This is a genomic window from Brucella sp. LJL56 (genome assembly GCF_054871705.1).
In genome coordinates, this window is record NZ_JBTXLQ010000006.1 from 1 (window position 1) to 18,757 (window position 18,757).

The following is an 18,757-nucleotide window of genomic DNA, read 5'->3' on the forward strand; positions in this document are numbered from 1 at the left end:
CATTTTATATTTCATCATCTGGCTTTTAATGCCCGATTGTCGCCACATAATGATTATTGTCCGGTCAATACTGCGTCGATCAAGGTTTTTTGCTGTTGTAAACAATCCGACAACCTGAACCGATTTTCGACAGTCCGGCGCGCTGCGGCACGCATCTGCAAACACGCGTCAGGGTCGCGCAGAACATTCATGATCACTTCCGCCAACACATCCGTATCAAAAAATGGCACAAGCAGGCCGTTCTGCCCCGAGCGGATCACTTCCCGCACAGGCGGCGTATCCGAACCGATGATAAGCGCGCCGCAAGCCATCGCTTCCACAACCGACCAGGACAAGACGAACGGATAAGTCAGATAGATATGAGCGGTCGATATCTGATAGAGTTTGCGCAACTGGGCATGCGGAATTGTGCCTGGGAACACGATGCGATCGGGCGGAAGATCGAAATTCTTGACGAGATGTTCCCGCCAGGAACCGCCGCCCGGCGGCGGCGTTCCATAGCTGACGCCATCGCCCCCGACAAAAACGAAGATCGCATCATCGTTCTGTCGAATGACCTTGGCGGCAGCTTCCAACGCTTGCGGAAATCCACGATATGGCTCGAGATCGCGGGCGACGAATGTAATGACGCGCGATTCCCCTGCCTTCAGCGTCCGCCCATCCGGTAATTGAATTGCTGCGTGGCGATCCGGATAGAAGAGTTTTGTATCCACCCCCTCATGCACCACGGCAATGCGATTCTGCACGGAACGCGGGTAAAGGCTTTTCTGCCAATGCGTTGGACTAAACCCGCCATCAATTCCCTCAAGTGTGACGAGCTGTGCCATGTTGCGCAGGCGCAAGCGCTTGCGGGTCTCGATGTCCGGTTTGTCGTCAGGAGCAAAGCCCACATCCGCGCCATTGGAGCGATAGAAAAACTCACAGTAACCAAGAGCGGCAGATGAGGGCAGCACGTCCTTGACGAACATCATGCTGCCCCAACCTATATGACCGACGACGATATCGGGTGCTTGACCGTGACGGGCCATGGATTCCAGGGTTTCGGCCACACGGTACCCGATCCTCGTGTGATGATCGGGTACTTCAAGATATCTGGCCATCGCACCGCCGGTGCGAGGACCAGATTCTACTCTGTGACGGATGACACGGACCGCTGGGAGGCGACGGTCCACTGTCTCGCAAATCAGGCTTACATCATGTCCACTGGTAGCCAGATTCTCGGCTAACGCAGCAAACTGACCGAAACCACGCCGGTGCACAAATGCTATACGCATGTTACAAAACGTGCTCGGCTAGCGGCCAAAAATCGTCGCAACACATCAAATGCCAAATCGTGCGGCATTACCCCACACGAGTTCCAGTCTATGCAGGGTCTGATAGGCAATCTCAAGATTTCTGAGATCGTCATCATCCCGGGTAAGGATATGGTTGTAGGCCCTGCTTGCATTGCGCAAGCTTGCACACAGCCGTTCACCCTTATCCGTCAGTCGAATACGTGCGGACCGCTTGTCTCTCTGCGAGGCAACGCGATCGACATACCCACCATCTGTAAGCTGTTTGAGATAATAGGAAATGTTTGAACCGACGTAATGTCCGCGATCCAATAGTTCACCCACAGTGAGCTCGACATCGCCGATAGCCATCAGAACCAAGGTCTGGGCCGGACCGATATCCTCCACGCCTAATTTCGTCAGCTCGGTTTTCAGCAAGCTCACAAAGCGGCGATTCACTCGTTCTATCATCCGGGCCAGTTCGAAATGCGTGATAACGACTGTATGCACCGGATGTCTGCGTTCCTGTTTTTCGGCGGTAACTTCAGGAAAATCAACGGCAGTAAAGCCATCGACTGATGTTTCGACTTCCACTCCCTCGTGTAGAAGTTTTTGCATCTTTTGCTCTCCATTTTCAATTTTACTTCAAATTTTGAAGAAATTTGCAGTTATATTTTCTTTGCTCCTTTCGCATTTCCCCGCCGTAAGAACCTTTTTTCTGTCACATTCTCTGCAGTATTACTTTACTGAACTTGAGAACTAGCACACAGTTTTTAGGGATATCCGCCACCTGTGACCATTCCAAGGCAGATAGCGTATGAATGATACTCGCGAAATCAAATCGATTGGCAAGAGCCCCACGCACAAAAAGGGGCAAGACGATTCGGTAACTACGCCCAAAGGCCTGATTTTCAAGGCCCGCCGCGTTTTCCTATCGGGACTACTTTATGCGGTACTGCTGAGTGCCTGTATCAATTTGCTACAACTCACTGTACCACTCTATATGTTGCAGGTGCATGATAGGGTCCTGAACAGCCGAAGCATGGACACGCTCACCATGCTGACTGTGCTCGCTATCGGTGCCATGCTGGTGTTCGGCGTGCTGGAATATATCCGCTCGCTGTCGTTCCAGGCCATGGGCAGTGCGCTCGTGCGTCGCCTGAACCTCGCGGTTCTGACAGCGGCAGTGCAAGCCTCTGTGAATCAGGGCATGCCGAAAGCGACGCAGACACTTCGCGATCTCAACGAATTGCGCAGCTTCCTTACATCCCCCGCCATCAATGCTCCGCTTGATGCGGCATGGTCGCCGATCTTCCTCGGCGTGCTGTTCCTGTTACACCCTATGCTGGGCGTGATCGGCCTCGTCGCCGTCATTATTCTTATCGCATGCGGCGTGCTGACGGACCTCCTGACCCGCAATCTGATTCAGGAGGCGAATCAAGCCAACATCGAATCGGTTTCAAAGATCGGCAGCAGTTTGCGCCATGCCGAAGTCATCGAAGCCATGGGCATGCTCCCGGCACTCGCTCGCCGCTGGCGCACGATGCAGCTCAATTCGCTCGAAGCGCTTGACCTTGGCGGAACCCGCGCCCGCGCCCTTTCCTCGATTGCCCGCACGGCCCGCTTTATCATCCAGATAGGATCGCTCGGTATAGGCACACTCCTCGCCATGCAGCAGGAGATCACGCCTGGCGCAATGATCGCGACCAGCATCATCATCGGTCGTTTGCTGATGCCATTCGATCGCATTGTGGAAAACTGGCGTCAGTGGGTAAGTGCAATCGCGAGCTGGAAGCGCGTTCAGTCATTGCTGTCGGAAAATCTGGCCGTGCGCCAGACGATGCCGACGCCGAGGCCCAATGGCGACCTCGTAATCGACAAGCTGATCTATGCCGCTCCCGGCGTGGATGTCCCAATCATCAAGGGTATCTCTTTCTCGATTTCACCGGGTGAAGTGCTGGGCGTCGTTGGCCCTTCGGCTGCGGGTAAATCGACCCTGGCCCGATTGCTGATCGGCATTGTGAAACCATCGTCAGGCGGCGTTTTTCTCGACGGTAACAACGTTTATCTCTGGGAGCGTGGCTCGTTCGGCGAGATTGCCGGTTACCTGCCGCAGTCTGTCTCCCTGCTTGACGGAACGATCAAGGACAACATCGCCCGCATGGGTGACAGCGACCCACACCGTGTGCTGGAAGCCGCACGCCTTGCCGATGTCCATGAAATGATCGGGCGCATGCCGCTCGGCTATGATACGCCGGTCGGCGACGGTCGCCTGACGCTGTCCGGTGGTCAGCGCCAGAGAATCGGGCTGGCCCGGTGCCTCTACAACCGCCCTCGCCTGATCGTTCTCGATGAACCGAATTCAAATCTCGATGCCGTTGGCGAACGTGCGCTGATCCGTGCCGTCGAACACGCCCGTGACGATGGCGCCATTGTCATCATGATCGCACATCGACCATCTATCATGCAGGTCGCCGACAAGCTGCTCGTGCTCGAAAACGGGCGCATCTCGCAGTTCGGCCCACGCACCGATGTCGTCGCTTCACTGACACCTGCCAGCAACGGCTCGCAAATGGGAGCAGCAACCGCATGATGGGTAAATCTGTTATTCCTCGTCGTGTTTCCAGCCTGCTCGCGCCGCGTGCAGAATCGTCGGATCACAAGACACTCACCCGTTTCGGCAGCGTCAAACCTGAATGGGCGTTGGATCTGGAACGAGAGGATTCGAGATCGCCTTTGCGCGGCCTCATCATTGCAGGTCTCGCCACCATCGGGGTCGCTTTCGGTGGTTTCTTCGCCTGGGCCTATTCTGCCAATCTGGGAAGCGCGGCGGTCGCAATGGGTACGGTGATTGTCGATTCCAAACGCAAGACGATCAGTCATCTCGAAGGCGGCATTCTTGATCGCCTGCTCGTGCAGGAAGGTGATGTCGTCAAGGTCGGCCAGCCACTCCTCCGGCTTAACGACACCAAAGCCCGCTCCGATCTCCAGTCACTGGAAAGCAGACGCGTCGGCTTGATTGCTAAACTGGCTCGCCTGCGCGCCGAGCAATCGGGCGAGAAAGAAATCAGCTTTCCGGATGGCTTTGCAGACGACGGTGAGAACGCACAAAATGCCATCCGCGCCGAAAACATCTTTTTCCAGAAGCGGCTTGCGCAGAAACTGAGCAAGATCGATATCCAGCAGAAGACCATCGAGCAATATACCGAGCAGGCAAAGGCTTCCACATCGCAGATAGCTGCCACAGACCGGCAGATCGAACTCATCAGCGATCAGCGCAAAGCCATCGCCAGTCTTGTAGCAAAAGGCTTTGCCCAGAAATCGAAACTCACAGAAATCGATACACGTCTCAGCCAGCTTGCAGGTGATCGTGGTGAATATGCCGGTGACAAGGCAAAGGCCGAGCAGGCAAAAGCCGGAGCGGAATTCGCCCTGACGGGAATCGAAAGCGACCTCCAGTCCGAAATCGCCGGCGAAATCACGTCAAGCCAGGTCGAACTTTCGGACGCACAGGAGCGTATCGTTGCAGCCAAGGATGTGATGCGGCGTGTGGAGGTTCGTTCGCCGCAGGATGGCATCGTCGCAAATATCCGGCTACGCACACCGGGCGGCGTTATCGCGCCGGGCGAAGCGATCATGGACATCGTTCCCGAAAACGAACCTCTCGTGGTCGAAATGAAAATCAGCCCGCGCGATATCGACAGTATTTCGGTTGGTGCGGGCGCACAGATCCGGTTGACTGCCTATAATCAGCGCTCCATGGCACCGCTCGACGGCAAACTGACCTATATCGCTGCGGATCAATCACTCGACGAGAAGACGGATACTGCATTTTTCGTGGCGCGTGCCGAAATTACTCCGGCATCACTTGCTGCAAATCCGACTGCCCGACTTTATCCTGGTATGCCCGCTGAAATAATTATCGTGCACAAGGAACGTCGCGCTATCGATTACTTGGTTTCACCTATCACAGATAGTTTGAACCGGGCATTCCGCGAGGATTAATAACAATAGTATTTTATAGTAGAACTCATACCTGGGTTGAAATTTCAGAAAACAGGAGCGCCGCGCATGATTTCTCATGTGCGGCGTCATCTATTTGAAATAAAGTCATATTTTTTCAAAATTATCCTGCATTTCAAATTTTGAAATAAATTCATTCAAAATACAATGTAAATAGAAATTATTATAATGATAAATACATTTCATATTTGTGTTTACATAACTGTAATATAAATTAATGGTAATAATTTGTTACTTATCGCTGCCCAAATTATACCAATTACCAATGTTGCAATTCCAGTTAATGCAGAGCAGACTACTAAGAGCATAATGGTCGGAGCATTCCGGCTTGTGGAAACCCCATACAGGAACACAAGGAGAAGCAGATGGCCACTTTAGAAGGCGGCGCCTACGACGACGTGTTGTTCGGCTCCCGCTTTGACGATTTCATCCGCGCCCATGGCGGTGATGATCTCGTATTCGGAGGCGATGGTAACGACACTGTCTTCGGCGGCAACGGGAGTGACATCCTTTTCGGCGGCACGGGTAACGATACCCTGTTCGGCGAAAACGGGAACGACATTCTCTTCGGTAATGAAGGAAACGACGTCCTGAGCGGCGGTAATGGCAGCGACGTGCTGTTTGGCGGCAATGGAGATGACATTCTCCAGGGCGGCAACGGCTCCGACCTGCTCTATGGCGGCGCACATAATGACATTCTCTACGGTGGGAACGGCAACGACATCCTCGATGGCGGCGCTGGAAATGATGTTCTCATCGGCGGAAATGGCAGCGATACATTCCTGTTCAATGGTGGCGGCGGAAACGACGTCATTCTCGACTTCAATCCCGGTGAAGACATTCTGCAGATTCAGAAGGGCATCAATGGCCTTGATATCTCTTCCGCAGACGATCTTGCCGATCGTGTCACGCAGGTTGGTGGCAATGTCCTTGTCGATCTCGGCAATGGCGACACCGTTACCCTCGTGAACACAAATGCAGACGACGTACAGGCTCATCCGGACCAGTACTTCACTGTTCACTAATTGAACAATTGAGAGCATGCCCGGCAATCCTCCCGCCGGGCATGTTTTGTCTTCACCGGGCACGCATCTTCCCCATTTTTGCGTGCCCGGACCTTCCGGCAAGCCGGATCTTCCTGCAAGAATGAAAGGGCCTCACATTGAATCTCGACCATTCGGCGGACACTGAAAGCAAAACCGAGAACCTCTCCATTTGTCGTCTTTGCGCCGATGTCGCTGTGATCATCTGGGATATCCCGGGCCCGGCTCGCACGACCACCAAATGCACATTTGAAATGCCGGTTCAGCCGGTTCCCCTGCTAAGCGTTGGCATTCCGCTCGAAAATGGTGGCCTACGCATGTTCTGGGCGATGCGTACAAGCAATGAGCCGGTTGAACTTTCGCTCTCCGCAGGCTCGCTTGGCCCGACGGCTCAGGCTATCGTGTATCCGGCCAACGAACTTGCTCCCTTCGACGTTGAATATGTCGTGAGCGAACTCACCCTGCCCGGACATATCAAGCTTCTCACAAATATTCTGACCACGTGGCGCGGCGCTTTCCGTCTTTCGCGAAACCAGACTTTCGCATCCCTCGTGCGTGACCTGACTTTCGCTTTGACGCCGGAACCGCGCGAGGCCCAGCATTGCGGCGAACCGGTTCAGGGACATCATCTCCTTGAAACAGCGGTCGACCCGATGCTGGGCGAGATTTCTGCCATCTACGGCATCACTTCCGGCAGCGTCATGGCCATTCCACCGAGATTTGTGGTGGGCAAACAGGCCCGTAACGCCTGGCAGCCTTGTCACTTTTTACTGGAATCGGCACAGAATCTGCCATCACCGCTGTTGCTGGTGCTCACCGGTCCGAAAGGCGTTGCCGTTCGCAAGCTTGCCACGACAAGCGGCGAACAAACAGATTTTGCCAAGTGGTGGACCAAATGGCAGGGCAATGGCGCGTTGCGGGAATTTCTTGTTCGCCAGCTTGGTAAGCTAAGTCCCGCCGGTGCGGCGGTCGCCATAGACCTGCAAACACGCACGCCGCTGCCTGTTCGCCAGATCGCGCAGTCCGCCACACACCCGGCGGCGGAAATCGATCTCGCTCTGGCGCTTGACGGCGGATTGATCGTGGGCGGATGGATGCACGATCCGGCCACCATGCTTGCAGATATCGAATATCTACCGGAAGGCGGCAGTGCATTGTCGCTAAAGCCCAACTTTCATAAATTTCCTGGCAAAATCGCGAAACGGGAAGATGCACCACAACAGGATGTGACAGGCTTTGTCGCCTGGCTTCCCTCGGTGCAGAATCTTGGCCCTCTCTTGCAGCCGCGATTTCAGATGCGTCTTGCGTCCGGCACGACCGCACCCCTGATACCCGCACCACAGCCCTTCGAGCCATCGGCGCAGCGTAACCGCATTTTGCGGTCTGTACCGCCCCAACAGGCTAGGCCGCAAGTCTTCTCGCATATTCTGGGGCCGGCTCTCACCGAAGTTGAGAAGAAGCTCGCTACAACGGTGCGTATATCCGAGGTGAAGGATTACGGAAAGACGCCGTCCTCCCCGCTCGCATCCATCGTCATTCCACTTTATCGCAATCTTGACTTCCTGCGTTTCCAGTTCTCATCCATGGCTACGGACCCTTGGCTGATGGAAAACGCAGAGTTCATCTTCGTGCTGGATTCGCCCGAGATTCAGGACGACACCGAACATATGCTGGGCGGATTGCACATTCTACACGACATGCCGTTCAAGCTCGCAATCATGAACCGCAATGGCGGCTATGCGCGTGCTTGCAATGCCGGTGCCAGCATTGCGACAGGAACAACCATCGTGATGCTGAATTCCGACGTTGTGCCCGCCGAATATGGCTGGCTGCAACAACTCATCCAGCCTTTGTTTGATCAGCCTAAGCTCGGAGCCATCGGTCCTCGCCTTCTGTTCGAGGATGGTTCGCTTCAGCATGCAGGGCTTTATTTCGCCCGAGACCGCCAAGGCATCTGGCTGAATCACCACTATTACAAGGGCATGCCGGGCAACTATCCGCCAGCGCTCAGGCCGCGAGAAGTGCCAGGCGTCACCGGTGCCTGCCTGATAACGCGCAAGGATATCTTCGATCTCGTCGGTGGTTATACGGAAGACTATGTCATCGGCGACTATGAGGATAGCGATCTGTGCCTGAAGATTAGACAACTCGGCTTCCAAATATTCTATGAGCCTTCCGTAACACTTTACCATTTCGAGCGCCGCTCGATCCGTCGTAGTGCGGATTATATGCGCGGCCTCGCCAGCCAATATAATTCCTGGCTCCACACACAGCGCTGGGATGATGACATTACTGAATTGATGGTCGCACCACAGGAACAGGAAGGCACTGCCGATCTGTCGAATGTGATTATGACCAAATCTGAAAGGAGCGCCGCTTGACGGACGTGGTAGCGCTGAAACAGCCAGAACCTGAAGCCAAACCAGCAATACCGGATGCGCAGATCGACTGGTTGATGCAGTCGGTTCTGAAGAACCGCTTTCTGCCTTCACCCGATCCGAACAATGTGTTCGTCGGCGACGGTGATTATCGTGCGGTGGGTGCCGAGTTTCTCGGTCATTTCATTCGCAAGGGTGGGCTTCGTCCTGACGCGCGCGTGCTCGATATCGGTTCGGGGATCGGTCGCATGGCGGTGCCGCTGACGCAGTATCTCGATCCGGCGGAGACACGTTATTCTGGTATCGACCCCGTGGCAGGTGGCGTGAACTGGTGCCGCCAGAACATAACATCGCGCTATCCGAACTTCGAGTTCCATCACATCGATATCGCCCACGACCTCTATAATCCCAAAGGTTCGGTCAGCGGGCTTAATCTTGTCCTGCCGTTCGCGGACAAGAGCTTCGATTTCGTCATCATGACGTCAGTGGTCACGCATCTGCCGTCAGATGAAGTCAAAACCTATCTCGATCAGGTTTCTCGTGTTCTCGCTCCCGGTGGAAAGCTGTTCATGACGGCTTTCGTGGTGGATGACGTGGCCGCGCGTGACCGCTACGGCAAGCGCGACAAGCGACTTGCATTTGAACGCCACGGCAGCGGACCGTGCTGGTTTGTTCCCGAATTGCCACCGCTTGCGGCTGTGGGATTTGAAAACGGCTTTCTGGATCGCGCGCTTGCCGGTGCAAAACTGACGCTCGACGCCAAATCCTTCGGCCACTGGCGTGGCATTGAGGCCGATCACTATCAGGATATTTTCATCGCCTCGCGAGGTGCTGTCTGATGGCGCCGCGCGTCCTTATAGCAGCCCACAACCACCCGTCACTGCATCCCGGTGGAACGGAGATTTTCGCACACGACCTGTTTCGGGCCTATCAGCGCGCCGGTTGCGAAGCCATGTTTATGGGGGCTACCAACAAGGTGCATCGTGAGGCCCGCCCCGGCACAAGCTTTCAGAGCATCGGCAATGGCGGCGATGAAATCCTGCTCTGGTCTGGCCATTTCGACCGCTTCTACATGAGTCAGATCGACCTTTACGGGATCGTTCCCGACATTGTCGAGCTATTGCAAGACTTCCGGCCCGATGTCGTCCATCTGCACCATCTGCTTTTGCTCGGCGCCGAATTTCCACATATCGTGCGTCGCACTTTACCCGATTGCCGTATCGTTCTGACTTTGCACGACTATTACCCCATCTGCCACCATGATGGATTGATGGTCCGCACCAGTGGCAAGGAACTGTGCCATGGGGCGAGTCCCGACCGCTGTCACGCTTGTTTCAAGGACATTGCGCTGGATAAGTTTGTACTGCGCGAACGGCATATCAAATCGCTCCTCAGCGCCGTCGATGCATTCGTTTCTCCGAGCGAATTTCTCAAGCAACGCTATGTCGAATGGGGCCTTGCTGAAGAGCTGATCAGCGTCATACCCAACGGCCAGCCGGAACGGCCTGCGGTCGATCTAAAGCCAGTGGAACGCAGCAAACCGGTCTTCGGCTATTTCGGCAATCTCAATCCGTGGAAGGGCGCAACAGTCCTGCTTGAAGCTGCACAGCAGCTTATTTCAGAGGGTTTCGATTTCGAACTGCGCGTGCATGGTGCAGCACCATTTCAAAGCGAGAGCTTCGTCAATGAAATCGAGCGGCTCTTTGCCGAGACATACCCCTCCGTCCAGCGTCGGGGTGCTTATCGCCGGGAGGACATTGCCCAACTGATCCAGGCCGTCGATTGCGCGATCATGCCGTCGATATGGTGGGAAAATGCCCCGCTCGTCATTCAGGAAGCACAGGGACAAAACCGTCCTGTCATATGTAGCAATATCGGCGGAATGGCCGAGATGATTGAAAATGAGGTGAATGGCCTCACCGTTCCGCCAAATGATCCGCTCGCGCTCGCCCAGGCGATGCGTCGAATGGCGGAAAACCCGGATTTGCGCCAGTCACTCAGCGAGAATGCGCGTCATCCGGATACCATCGACACTACCGCCGCACGCTATCTCGATCTGATCGGGACATTGCGTATCGCACGTGTCGAGGCAGCATAAGAGGTAAATCATGAACATCGCGACCAAAGTTCCATCCGAGGGGGAAACAAAGCAGGCAGCAGCACCCAATGCCGCAGCCGGACCTCAAAGGACCGAAGCCATGAAAGGACGCGTTGACGCCATCGAGGAAGGCCGTCTCTATGGTTGGGCCTTCGATCCATCCGTTCCGACAGAACGGCTTCTGATCCGCGTTCTACTGGACGACAAGCCTATTGCTGAAGCGCCCGCCGACAAGGATCGTCCTGACCTGAAGCGCAACGGTATCGGCGACGGCAAGCACGCTTTTGAAGTGATGCTACCGCAATTCGCAGCCGCTCGGGCTGGCGAACTCGTGGTGGTCGCGGCCAATGCCTCCGGCACGGAGCAGAAGCTGCGCGTGCCGAAGCCCGACGAACAGGCAGCCGAAGCGCTTATCGCCGCTCCGATGACGCGCATTCTGGACAAGCTCGACATGTTGATGGCGGCGCAGCGCCAGTTGCAAGTCAATCAGCGTTCGCTGCAGCGCGTCGCGCCTACTCTTGACGCATCCGGCAATGCCGCCCCGGCAGAACTGCTCGACATTGCAAGTTCCGTCGACGGCCTGCGCACTGATCTCCATCAGCGCATGACCGAACTTGACGTGCACATAATGCGCATGGACGGCGTTGTTGCGGGACTGGAACAACGCATCGATGACGTTCGCAAGCGCAGCGGCGGTGACCTCAAGTTCCTGTTCTTGCTGGCTGCCGTTTTGGCCGGTTTCGTCGCTGGCGCCCTGCTGACCCTTGCGGTTATGCCCTGAGGAAACATCTCATGGCGCAAGACGAAAGACCCTTTACGCAACAGCCGACCGCACGGCCGACCCGGTCACCGGATCGTCCTCCCATGATGATGGAGGGCGAGATGGTCGTCGGCAGCGTGATCGAAGACACGCTGGTGCTGGTGCTCGGCATAGGCAGTGCCGCAAACGATCAGGTAACAGCTTTTCTCAATGGCGACCCCGCCATGAGCGTGAAGACAAGTCTGATTACATGGTCGCTCAAAGAACCTTCGCCTGCCGGGACGCATGGCTTTGTCGCCATCGTGCCAACAGGTGCTTTGCGCCGCGGCACCCTCAAGACGATCATGTTCCAGCACCGCGCAAAAGTCGCTCGCTATAATTTCGCATCGCGCTCTGCTTCCATTGCCGATTTTGTCGCTATGATCGGCGATCTAGCCGGACCGAGCTTGCCGGGCGTCATTGATGAACTGGTCGAAGGCCTGATTTCCGGCCCTATCAGCCGGAAGAAACTTTCGGCCATTACCGTTCTGCTGCAGGCGGGAGCCCGCTCCGACGGCTGTATCGAGCTCATCGGCGGCAGCGATGAAGGCGAGATTTTTGTGCAGGGCTGGGCACAGGATCTGACGCCCGCGGTTACCCGCCTGTTGATCAGCGGTAAAAACCCTTCGCTTGCTGAATGTGCAGTCAGTGTTTTTGCGCGGCCTGATCTCAATGATGAAGCTTCCGGATTCGCCGGTCTTCTGCTTGCCAATGAGCCGGTCGAACCCACCGATATCGAACGGCTTTTGTTTCGCGGGCGACGGGGGTGGCGTTTTACCGAAGTCTACGACCGCAGGCTATTGTCCGGCTCGCGTGAGACGCCGAGCCATATCCGGGCTATCCTGCCACGGGTACGCAGCTCGACGGACATTCTTCTGCGTATGCGTTCCGCCGCAAACCGTTTCGACGGTGCAGATACAGTGTCCAGCCTTCCCTTTCCTGTCCGGATGGGCGTAGACAACGTCTTCCGGGTCGAAGGGAGTGGAATGCTGATTTCCGGCTGGCTGCTCGATCCCGATAACCATGTGGAAAGCGTGAAACTGCGCCGTCATCGCGGTGAAATTCAGATCGATACCACCTGGACTCGTATCGACCGACCGGACGTCACGCGAGAATTCGATAATCAGCCGCCATTCAATGCAGGTCTCGACCCCAACCGTCACGCCCATGGTTTCGTCGCCTTCGCGCCGGAACTCGCCGGCGACAGCACCTCGCCGTTCTATCTGGAACTTGCGATCAGCGACGGACGGCGCGCCTTCTTTCCGTTGACCCCTACCCGCGTGACCTCGCGTGACGCCATCGTCCGGCAAATCCGGGCGACCGATCCGAATGCATGGGCTTTGCGCCATATCGTCGATCAGCAGCTCGTGCCATTACTGCGCGGCGTCAACCGGCCCGCGCCGGAAGTCTTTGGCGTGGTCGATCTCGGCCCCTTCGAAGATGCGATCGGACCTGCGATCATCATCGGTATCGACGAGCGCGTCGAGGAAATCGAACCTTTGCTGGCGCTTCTTGCGCTCGATCCCGAAACCCGCATTGCGCCGATTGTGATCGCGGCTGCGACCGAGATCATCGACCGTATCGGCGTACAAATCAGACGTCTCGCGGATTTCTACCGCCTGCGCATCCGTCTCGTTTCCGCCACAGGCTCGGAAGACCTCTACGATGCGCTCGAAGTCGGCGCCCGCACAGTTTCAACGGATCAGGTGATATTTCTGGCCGGCTCACTGCTGCCGCGCCGCTCCGGATGGCTTAACAAGCTCGTCAGCGCCTATGAAGCGCACAAGGACTGCGTTCTCTCTCCTACCCTTGCCTATGAGGATGATTCAATTCGCTGGGCCGGAACCTGGGTTGCTGGACCGCAATCCGGCATGTCGGCAGATCGCGCTCTGATCAGTCGATATGCTGGTTACCCCATCGACGCCGTTTCGGGCATGTCATTGACAGAAGTGGCAACGGCAACATTCGAGTGCTGCATCCTTCCGCGTGAAGCCCTGTTTTCCGTCGGTGGCTTCACGCGCGGCTATCTCGGCACCCATGAAAAGGGATTGGATCTCGGATTGAAACTGAAACAATCGGGCTTGCGCTCCTACTGGTTGCCTTCAGCACAGATGCTTGGAGCTGACGACACATCCGTAACCGACAGGGCATCGACCATTGCCCTCATTGAACGCATTGACCGGCAGGTCTTCGATGCACGCTGGTCCTCCATTCTCGCTGGCAGACGCAAGGTAGAGACGGAGGAACCCGCATGAGCGATAAACTCCGTGTTCTCGTCATCTCACATGCTCACCCTTCGATCTCGCTCGGTGGCGGTGAAATCGCTTCCTACAATTTGCACAAGGGGTTGAACACCGTTCCCGGTGTGCAATCGGTCTATCTGGCACGGGCCGCTCACCCGATCCCACGACATGGCACGACGGCGCTCATGAGCATGCGGCGCGCCAGCGACGAAATCCTGTTCCATGCGGATGAGTACGATCACTTCTATCTGTCCAACAAGAACACCGATGAAATCCGCCGCGACCTGCTGCGCTTCGTTCGCGACTTCGATCCGGATATCGTGCATTTCCATCATGTTCTAGGCCTCGGGCTTGAAACGCTCTATGCCATCCGCGAGGCGCTGCCGGATCGCATCATTCTGGTGACGTTTCACGAGTTTCTGTCCATCTGCAATAATGACGGCCAGATGGTGAAAGCTGGCACTTCCAAGCTCTGTAACGAGGCATCGCCCATTGATTGCCACGCCTGTTTTCCGCAGATACCGCCAGCGCGTTTCCTCAAGCGAGAACGCTTTGTGCGCGGCATGCTGGAATTGGCCGACGCCTTCGTCTCGCCGAGCAAGTTTCTCGCCAATCGCTATCTCGAATGGGGTCTCAATCCAGACAAGATGGCAGTCATCGAAAACGGCATCGCCATCCGTGATGTTACCCCTCCGCGTGAGCTGACGGGTCCGAACCCACGTCGCAGCCGCTTTGCCTTTTTCGGTCAGATCAACCCGTTCAAGGGTATAGATGTGCTGGTCGATGCCGTATCGCGTGTACCGGAACAGGTCTGGGGCGAGGATTCCCGGTTGATGATCTTCGGCGGCAATCTGGAAAAGCAGCCGCCCGCTTTTCAGGAGCGCATGCAGAAGCTGATTGAAGAGGCTGGCCCGCGCGTGCGTTTCTACGGTGCTTACCAGAATGCTGAAATGCCACGCCTCATGCAGTCGGTCGACTGGGTGGTCATGCCTTCGATCTGGTGGGAAAACTCACCCATTGTCATTCAGGAGGCACTGCATCATCGCCGCCCGGTCATCTGCTCCAACATCGGCGGCATGGCTGAAAAGATTCGCGACGGCGAAGACGGCCTGCATTTCCGTGTTCGCAGCGCTGAGGATCTGGCCGACCGCTTTACAGAAGTGCTGAGCGCGCCGAGCATATGGGACAGGTTGCATCATTCGATCCGCAATCCGGTCCATTATGTCGACTGCGCCAAGGACCATCTCGATCTTTACAAAAGGCTGCGTGAATCAAAACCGCGCAGACAGAAACCGGCAGTTACGCAAACTGCTCTTTCTCAGGCAAGCTGAGCCTGGCTTGACCTTAGTGAAACAGAAGGAAGACCGTATGGCACGCGCCCTCGTCATGATCCCTGCGGGAGAAGTGTACGATCACGACAATGTCCGCTGGTATCGTCACACCGACGTTCAGGGCAGCATCAATCATTATCATAACATCGGCGATGCCTTCGTCTTCGAGTCATCGTTGAAGCTAATGAATTACGAGAAGGCTTCCGAACTCCCGATCACCAATTTCTCACCCGAGAAGATCGATCGGCTGCGTGAAGAATATGATTATGTGATCTTGCGCGGCTCGAACTATATCAACAAGGATATGAACTGGCGTGACACGATCCCGGTATTACAACGGCTGAAACTGCCGGTCATCGCATTCGGCGTCGGAGCGCAAGCGCCGGTCAGAGGGGAAATCCAGCTTTCCGAAGAGACCAAGGCGGTCCTGCGCATTATTGCAGATTCCACGACGTCCATCGGTGTGCGCGGCGCTTACACGGCCCAGGTGCTGAACGATATCGGCATTCGCAATGTGCGCATCGTCGGTTGCCCAACCGCGTTTCGTCGCAACAACCAGCATCTGCGCATCAAGTTGCCGCCGCTGGAAAACGTTACGCAAGTCGGCGTTACGGTTCGCCGCGAGGTTTCACCTGCCTATGCGCAAGACATAGGGCAATATCTGACCCGTCACCGCGACCTCATCAAATCCATGGCCGGACGTTTCGATGTCACATTGATGGCGCAGGGCGAGATTGATGAAAAGAAAATGGTCTTCGGCACAGCGGAGCAGAAGGAGGAGGCTATCGCAGCGCTGAAGAGCCATCGCTGGACGGCGGACTGGTATTTCGACGAGACGATAGAAAATCTCTATCGTCATCGCATGTTCTATTCTGATGTCGTCGCCGATTACGAGGAACTGGTGCGCAGGCAACAGCTCGTCCTTGGTTATCGCCTGCACGGCAATCTGATGGCGCTGGCCAATGGCGTGCCGTCCATCTATTTCACCTATGACAGCCGCACGGCTGAATTCGCTGAGACCTACAAGATACCGAGCTATGATGTCTTCAGCGAAAAACCTTTCCGACTGGAAGACTATTGGGATCAGTCGCTGTTCGACAAATACAATCGGGCATGGTTCGAGACTTACGCCGAGATGAAGCAGTTTCTCGATGAAAACGGCGTCGACAACAAGATGACCGAAACCGGACTTCCCATCGCCGAACTGAAAGTCGCCTGAAGATCTAGTCTTTTGGCAGTTGCGCAGAACCCTTGCTCTTCTGCTCTTCTGCCAGAAGCGACCAGGCGGCAATGAACATCGCGGCAATCAGCGGGCCGACCACAAAACCGTTGATCCCGATCAGCGAAATACCACCGACTGTAGAGATCAGAACGACGTAATCGGGCATGCGAGTTCCCTTTCCGACAAGCGGCGGACGTAGGAGGTTATCGACCAGCCCGATCACGAATACGCCGACGAAAACCAGAATGCCTCCGCCGATCCATTCCCCGCTTGCAAAAAACCAAGCTGCCGCCGGCACCCAGACAAGTGCAGCACCAACAGCCGGCAGCATGGAAAGAAATGTCATCATAACGCCCCAGAGCAAGGCCGCTTCCACTCCTAGAAGCCAAAATGTCACGCCGCCAATCGTGCCCTGAATGATGGCGATGATGATATTGCCCTTTACAGTCGCACGGATGACGGCGGTAAACTTTTCCAGAAACTGCCGCGTATAGTCATCGTTAAGCGGAATGGCCTGCCTGATCTTTCGTCCAAGATCCGCACCGTCGCGAAACAGAAAAAACAGCAGATAAAGCATGATGCCGAAGCCAATGAAGAATTGCAGCGTGTTCTGGCCGAAGCTGACGAGTTTTCCGGCAAAAAGCTGACTGCCTTGCATGATCGCAGACGATATGCGCGAGCGCCATTCGGCAAAATTACCCAGTTCAAACCGGGTCAGCCACTCCTCCAGTGAATCCGGCAAAGCGCTGAGAATACGTGAAATATAGCTGTTCAGATCGAACTCGCGACTGCTCAGGCGTTGATAGAGAGAGTTCCCCTCCTGTACCAGCGAGCCGAAAATCGCGAGCATCGGAATGATGACCAGACAGATGCACATCAGCACGGAAAGCAGAGCGGCAATATTCTTCCGACCGCCGAGCAGACGCTCAAGGCGCTGCTGTACCGGCGAGAAAACCACGGCGAGGATAACTGCCCAGAGAACCGCCGAATAATAAGGCAACAGCAACCACGCAAAAGCGATGGTGACCAGTGCCAGTAGAATATAGAAGCTCGCACGCTGGACGGACATAATCACCTGCTGAAGATTTCCGGGCTGGAAAACCCTGCCCGGAAAATCGTTCTAATTCAATAGCGCAGCGTAGGCCAGCAGGTTATGCCGCTTTCAGAGGCACCAGTTTTTCACTGGGTAGAGAACGGGCAAGCGTGCTCAGAAGATCGCTCTGTGACACCAAGCCGATGATACGGCGCATTTCATCGACGATCACGACGGCATGCGTCAACCCGTCGGTCATGCTGGGCAAAAGGCTCATGACCGGATCGGCCTGCGACGCGGTTGGAGCCTCCACGATATAGTTTCTGAAATCGTCGCCCGGATGCATCAATTCACGTAAACCGACTACACCCTTCAGGCGCCCATCGAGAGCACGTACTGGCAAGGTCATGAGATTGTGCCGCAAGATCAGGTCTCGAGCTTGGCTTGCCGTCGCATCTTCATCGATGCTGACGACATCGCGCGACATGATATCGGCACATGTCAGGTCGCCATGTGAACGAATGGACACTTCAAGCTCCACTTGTCGCAACAAACGTCCAAGATCGTTGCGATCAATATCGAAACTTTCGTCCAGAGCAAGCAACGCCCGGTCGATGTCTTCCTCACGGATACCCATACGGATCGAAGGCGGCAGATCAACTGTGCTGTGTTTGTTGATGGGAGCAGTGGCAGCCACATGCGGGTATTTCCTGCGTGAAAGTTTGTGAAACAGGATACCCACCCCTACGAGAAGGCACGAATTCAGCGCGACCGGTACAAGTGGAAAAAGGAAACCCCACTTGGCAACCGCCGAGCCACCCAGAACAGCAGTCAGTGCCGCCGCGCCGCCTGGTGGATGAAGGCTGCGGGTAACAGACATCGCCGCGATGGCGAGAGCAACACCAAGACCGATTGCCAAAGCTGGATCGTCGACAAACTGAATCACGGCCAAGCCCACAAAAGCTGAAATCGTATTGCCGCCGATGATCGACCATGGCTGAGCCAGCGGACTTGTCGGAACTGCGAAGAGCAAAACCGCCGACGCGCCGATTGGTGCAACGATCAAAGGCAGATGGGGACCACTTCCCAGCAGAAAACTCGATATGAAGCCGGTCAGCGCAATACCTACCAAGGCGCCGAGGCAGGCAATCGAACGTTCTCGTAACGTTGCTCCGGCAAGAACCGGTTTGAACAGTCGCAATGCAAGCGACCGGTGTTGTTCAGGATTTCTCTGGGTCATTCATTCAATCAGGCCGATAATAGGGGAGCTCAGCGAAATCCCGCTGAAGCAAAAGACTGTTCCCATGGGGGTGAGA

The 18,757-nt window shown here is 55.6% G+C and carries 14 protein-coding genes; 10 read left to right on the plus strand and 4 right to left on the minus strand.

The features are described 5' to 3' along the window. Nucleotides 1-53: 53 nt before the first annotated feature. On the minus strand, nt 54-1,274 hold the full coding sequence (locus tag ACYSN1_RS16245) for a glycosyltransferase family 4 protein (RefSeq protein WP_461726640.1): 1,221 nt from the start codon (nt 1,272-1,274) through the stop codon (nt 54-56). Between the two features lie 45 nt (nt 1,275-1,319). Then, nucleotides 1,320-1,889, minus strand: a complete 570-nt coding sequence (locus ACYSN1_RS16250) for a MarR family winged helix-turn-helix transcriptional regulator (RefSeq protein ID WP_010658636.1) — start codon at nt 1,887-1,889, stop codon at nt 1,320-1,322. 199 nt (nt 1,890-2,088) lie between these two features. On the opposite strand from ACYSN1_RS16250, the gene ACYSN1_RS16255 reads away from it, so the two are divergent. The 10 genes from ACYSN1_RS16255 (at nt 2,089) to ACYSN1_RS16300 (ending at nt 16,405) form a co-directional block, all read left to right on the plus strand. Beyond that, complete coding sequence (locus ACYSN1_RS16255) at nt 2,089-3,864, plus strand: type I secretion system permease/ATPase (protein WP_461726641.1); 1,776 nt, start codon at nt 2,089-2,091, stop codon at nt 3,862-3,864. Continuing rightward, complete coding sequence (locus ACYSN1_RS16260; protein WP_461726642.1) at nt 3,861-5,276, plus strand: HlyD family type I secretion periplasmic adaptor subunit; 1,416 nt, start codon at nt 3,861-3,863, stop codon at nt 5,274-5,276. The genes ACYSN1_RS16255 and ACYSN1_RS16260 overlap by 4 nt, the downstream gene beginning before the upstream one ends. Nucleotides 5,277-5,659: 383 nt before the next feature. Beyond that, entirely contained in the window at nt 5,660-6,319 is a 660-nt protein-coding gene (locus ACYSN1_RS16265) for a calcium-binding protein (protein WP_461726643.1), read from the plus strand. Nucleotides 6,320-7,920: 1,601 nt separating this feature from the next. Further along, nucleotides 7,921-8,718 carry a glycosyltransferase gene (locus ACYSN1_RS16270; protein ID WP_461726789.1) on the plus strand — a complete coding sequence of 266 codons (798 nt, stop codon included), beginning with the start codon at nt 7,921-7,923 and terminating at the stop codon, nt 8,716-8,718. Then, a complete protein-coding gene (locus tag ACYSN1_RS16275) occupies nt 8,715-9,554 on the plus strand; it encodes a class I SAM-dependent methyltransferase (RefSeq protein WP_461726644.1) in 840 nt (279 codons plus the stop codon). Before ACYSN1_RS16270 ends, ACYSN1_RS16275 begins: the two co-directional genes overlap by 4 nt. Continuing rightward, nucleotides 9,554-10,813 (plus strand): glycosyltransferase family 4 protein, encoded by a 1,260-nt coding sequence (locus ACYSN1_RS16280; RefSeq protein WP_461726645.1) that lies wholly within the window; start codon nt 9,554-9,556, stop codon nt 10,811-10,813. The genes ACYSN1_RS16275 and ACYSN1_RS16280 overlap by 1 nt, the downstream gene beginning before the upstream one ends. 10 nt (nt 10,814-10,823) lie before the next feature. After that, the gene (locus ACYSN1_RS16285; RefSeq protein ID WP_461726646.1) at nt 10,824-11,594 is read left to right on the plus strand and encodes a hypothetical protein; all 771 of its coding nucleotides are present in this window, start codon (nt 10,824-10,826) and stop codon (nt 11,592-11,594) included. Nucleotides 11,595-11,605: 11 nt separating this feature from the next. Continuing rightward, nucleotides 11,606-13,867 (plus strand): glycosyltransferase family 2 protein, encoded by a 2,262-nt coding sequence (locus ACYSN1_RS16290; RefSeq protein WP_461726647.1) that lies wholly within the window; start codon nt 11,606-11,608, stop codon nt 13,865-13,867. Then, nucleotides 13,864-15,186: a glycosyltransferase family 4 protein gene (locus tag ACYSN1_RS16295; protein ID WP_461726648.1), complete on the plus strand. Its 1,323-nt coding sequence runs from the start codon at nt 13,864-13,866 to the stop codon at nt 15,184-15,186. Before ACYSN1_RS16290 ends, ACYSN1_RS16295 begins: the two co-directional genes overlap by 4 nt. A gap of 37 nt (nt 15,187-15,223) precedes the next feature. Next, entirely contained in the window at nt 15,224-16,405 is a 1,182-nt protein-coding gene (locus tag ACYSN1_RS16300) for a polysaccharide pyruvyl transferase family protein (RefSeq protein ID WP_461726649.1), read from the plus strand. A 4-nt stretch (nt 16,406-16,409) separates the two neighbouring features. On the opposite strand, the gene ACYSN1_RS16305 is transcribed toward ACYSN1_RS16300, so the two are convergent. Together ACYSN1_RS16305 and ACYSN1_RS16310 are read right to left on the minus strand one after the other, a co-directional pair. Further along, nucleotides 16,410-17,477: an AI-2E family transporter gene (locus ACYSN1_RS16305; RefSeq protein WP_461726650.1), complete on the minus strand. Its 1,068-nt coding sequence runs from the start codon at nt 17,475-17,477 to the stop codon at nt 16,410-16,412. 82 nt (nt 17,478-17,559) lie between these two features. Continuing rightward, nucleotides 17,560-18,681: an HPP family protein gene (locus ACYSN1_RS16310; protein WP_461726651.1), complete on the minus strand. Its 1,122-nt coding sequence runs from the start codon at nt 18,679-18,681 to the stop codon at nt 17,560-17,562. Nucleotides 18,682-18,757 lie beyond the last annotated feature (76 nt).

Bases quoted from the DNA above. Each gene is read 5' to 3' on its own strand.
- ACYSN1_RS16265 (WP_461726643.1), top strand. From the start codon at position 5,660: ATGGCCACTTTAGAAGGCGGCGCCTACGACGACGTGTTGTTCGGCTCC.
- ACYSN1_RS16255 (WP_461726641.1), top strand. From the start codon at position 2,089: ATGAATGATACTCGCGAAATCAAATCGATTGGCAAGAGCCCCACGCAC.
- ACYSN1_RS16295 (WP_461726648.1), top strand. From the start codon at position 13,864: ATGAGCGATAAACTCCGTGTTCTCGTCATCTCACATGCTCACCCTTCG.
- ACYSN1_RS16260 (WP_461726642.1), top strand. From the start codon at position 3,861: ATGATGGGTAAATCTGTTATTCCTCGTCGTGTTTCCAGCCTGCTCGCG.
- ACYSN1_RS16290 (WP_461726647.1), top strand. From the start codon at position 11,606: ATGGCGCAAGACGAAAGACCCTTTACGCAACAGCCGACCGCACGGCCG.
- ACYSN1_RS16250 (WP_010658636.1), bottom strand. From the start codon at position 1,889: ATGCAAAAACTTCTACACGAGGGAGTGGAAGTCGAAACATCAGTCGAT.
- ACYSN1_RS16270 (WP_461726789.1), top strand. From the start codon at position 7,921: ATGGCTACGGACCCTTGGCTGATGGAAAACGCAGAGTTCATCTTCGTG.
- ACYSN1_RS16280 (WP_461726645.1), top strand. From the start codon at position 9,554: ATGGCGCCGCGCGTCCTTATAGCAGCCCACAACCACCCGTCACTGCAT.
- ACYSN1_RS16245 (WP_461726640.1), bottom strand. From the start codon at position 1,274: ATGCGTATAGCATTTGTGCACCGGCGTGGTTTCGGTCAGTTTGCTGCG.
- ACYSN1_RS16300 (WP_461726649.1), top strand. From the start codon at position 15,224: ATGGCACGCGCCCTCGTCATGATCCCTGCGGGAGAAGTGTACGATCAC.
- ACYSN1_RS16285 (WP_461726646.1), top strand. From the start codon at position 10,824: ATGAACATCGCGACCAAAGTTCCATCCGAGGGGGAAACAAAGCAGGCA.
- ACYSN1_RS16310 (WP_461726651.1), bottom strand. From the start codon at position 18,681: ATGACCCAGAGAAATCCTGAACAACACCGGTCGCTTGCATTGCGACTG.
- ACYSN1_RS16305 (WP_461726650.1), bottom strand. From the start codon at position 17,477: ATGTCCGTCCAGCGTGCGAGCTTCTATATTCTACTGGCACTGGTCACC.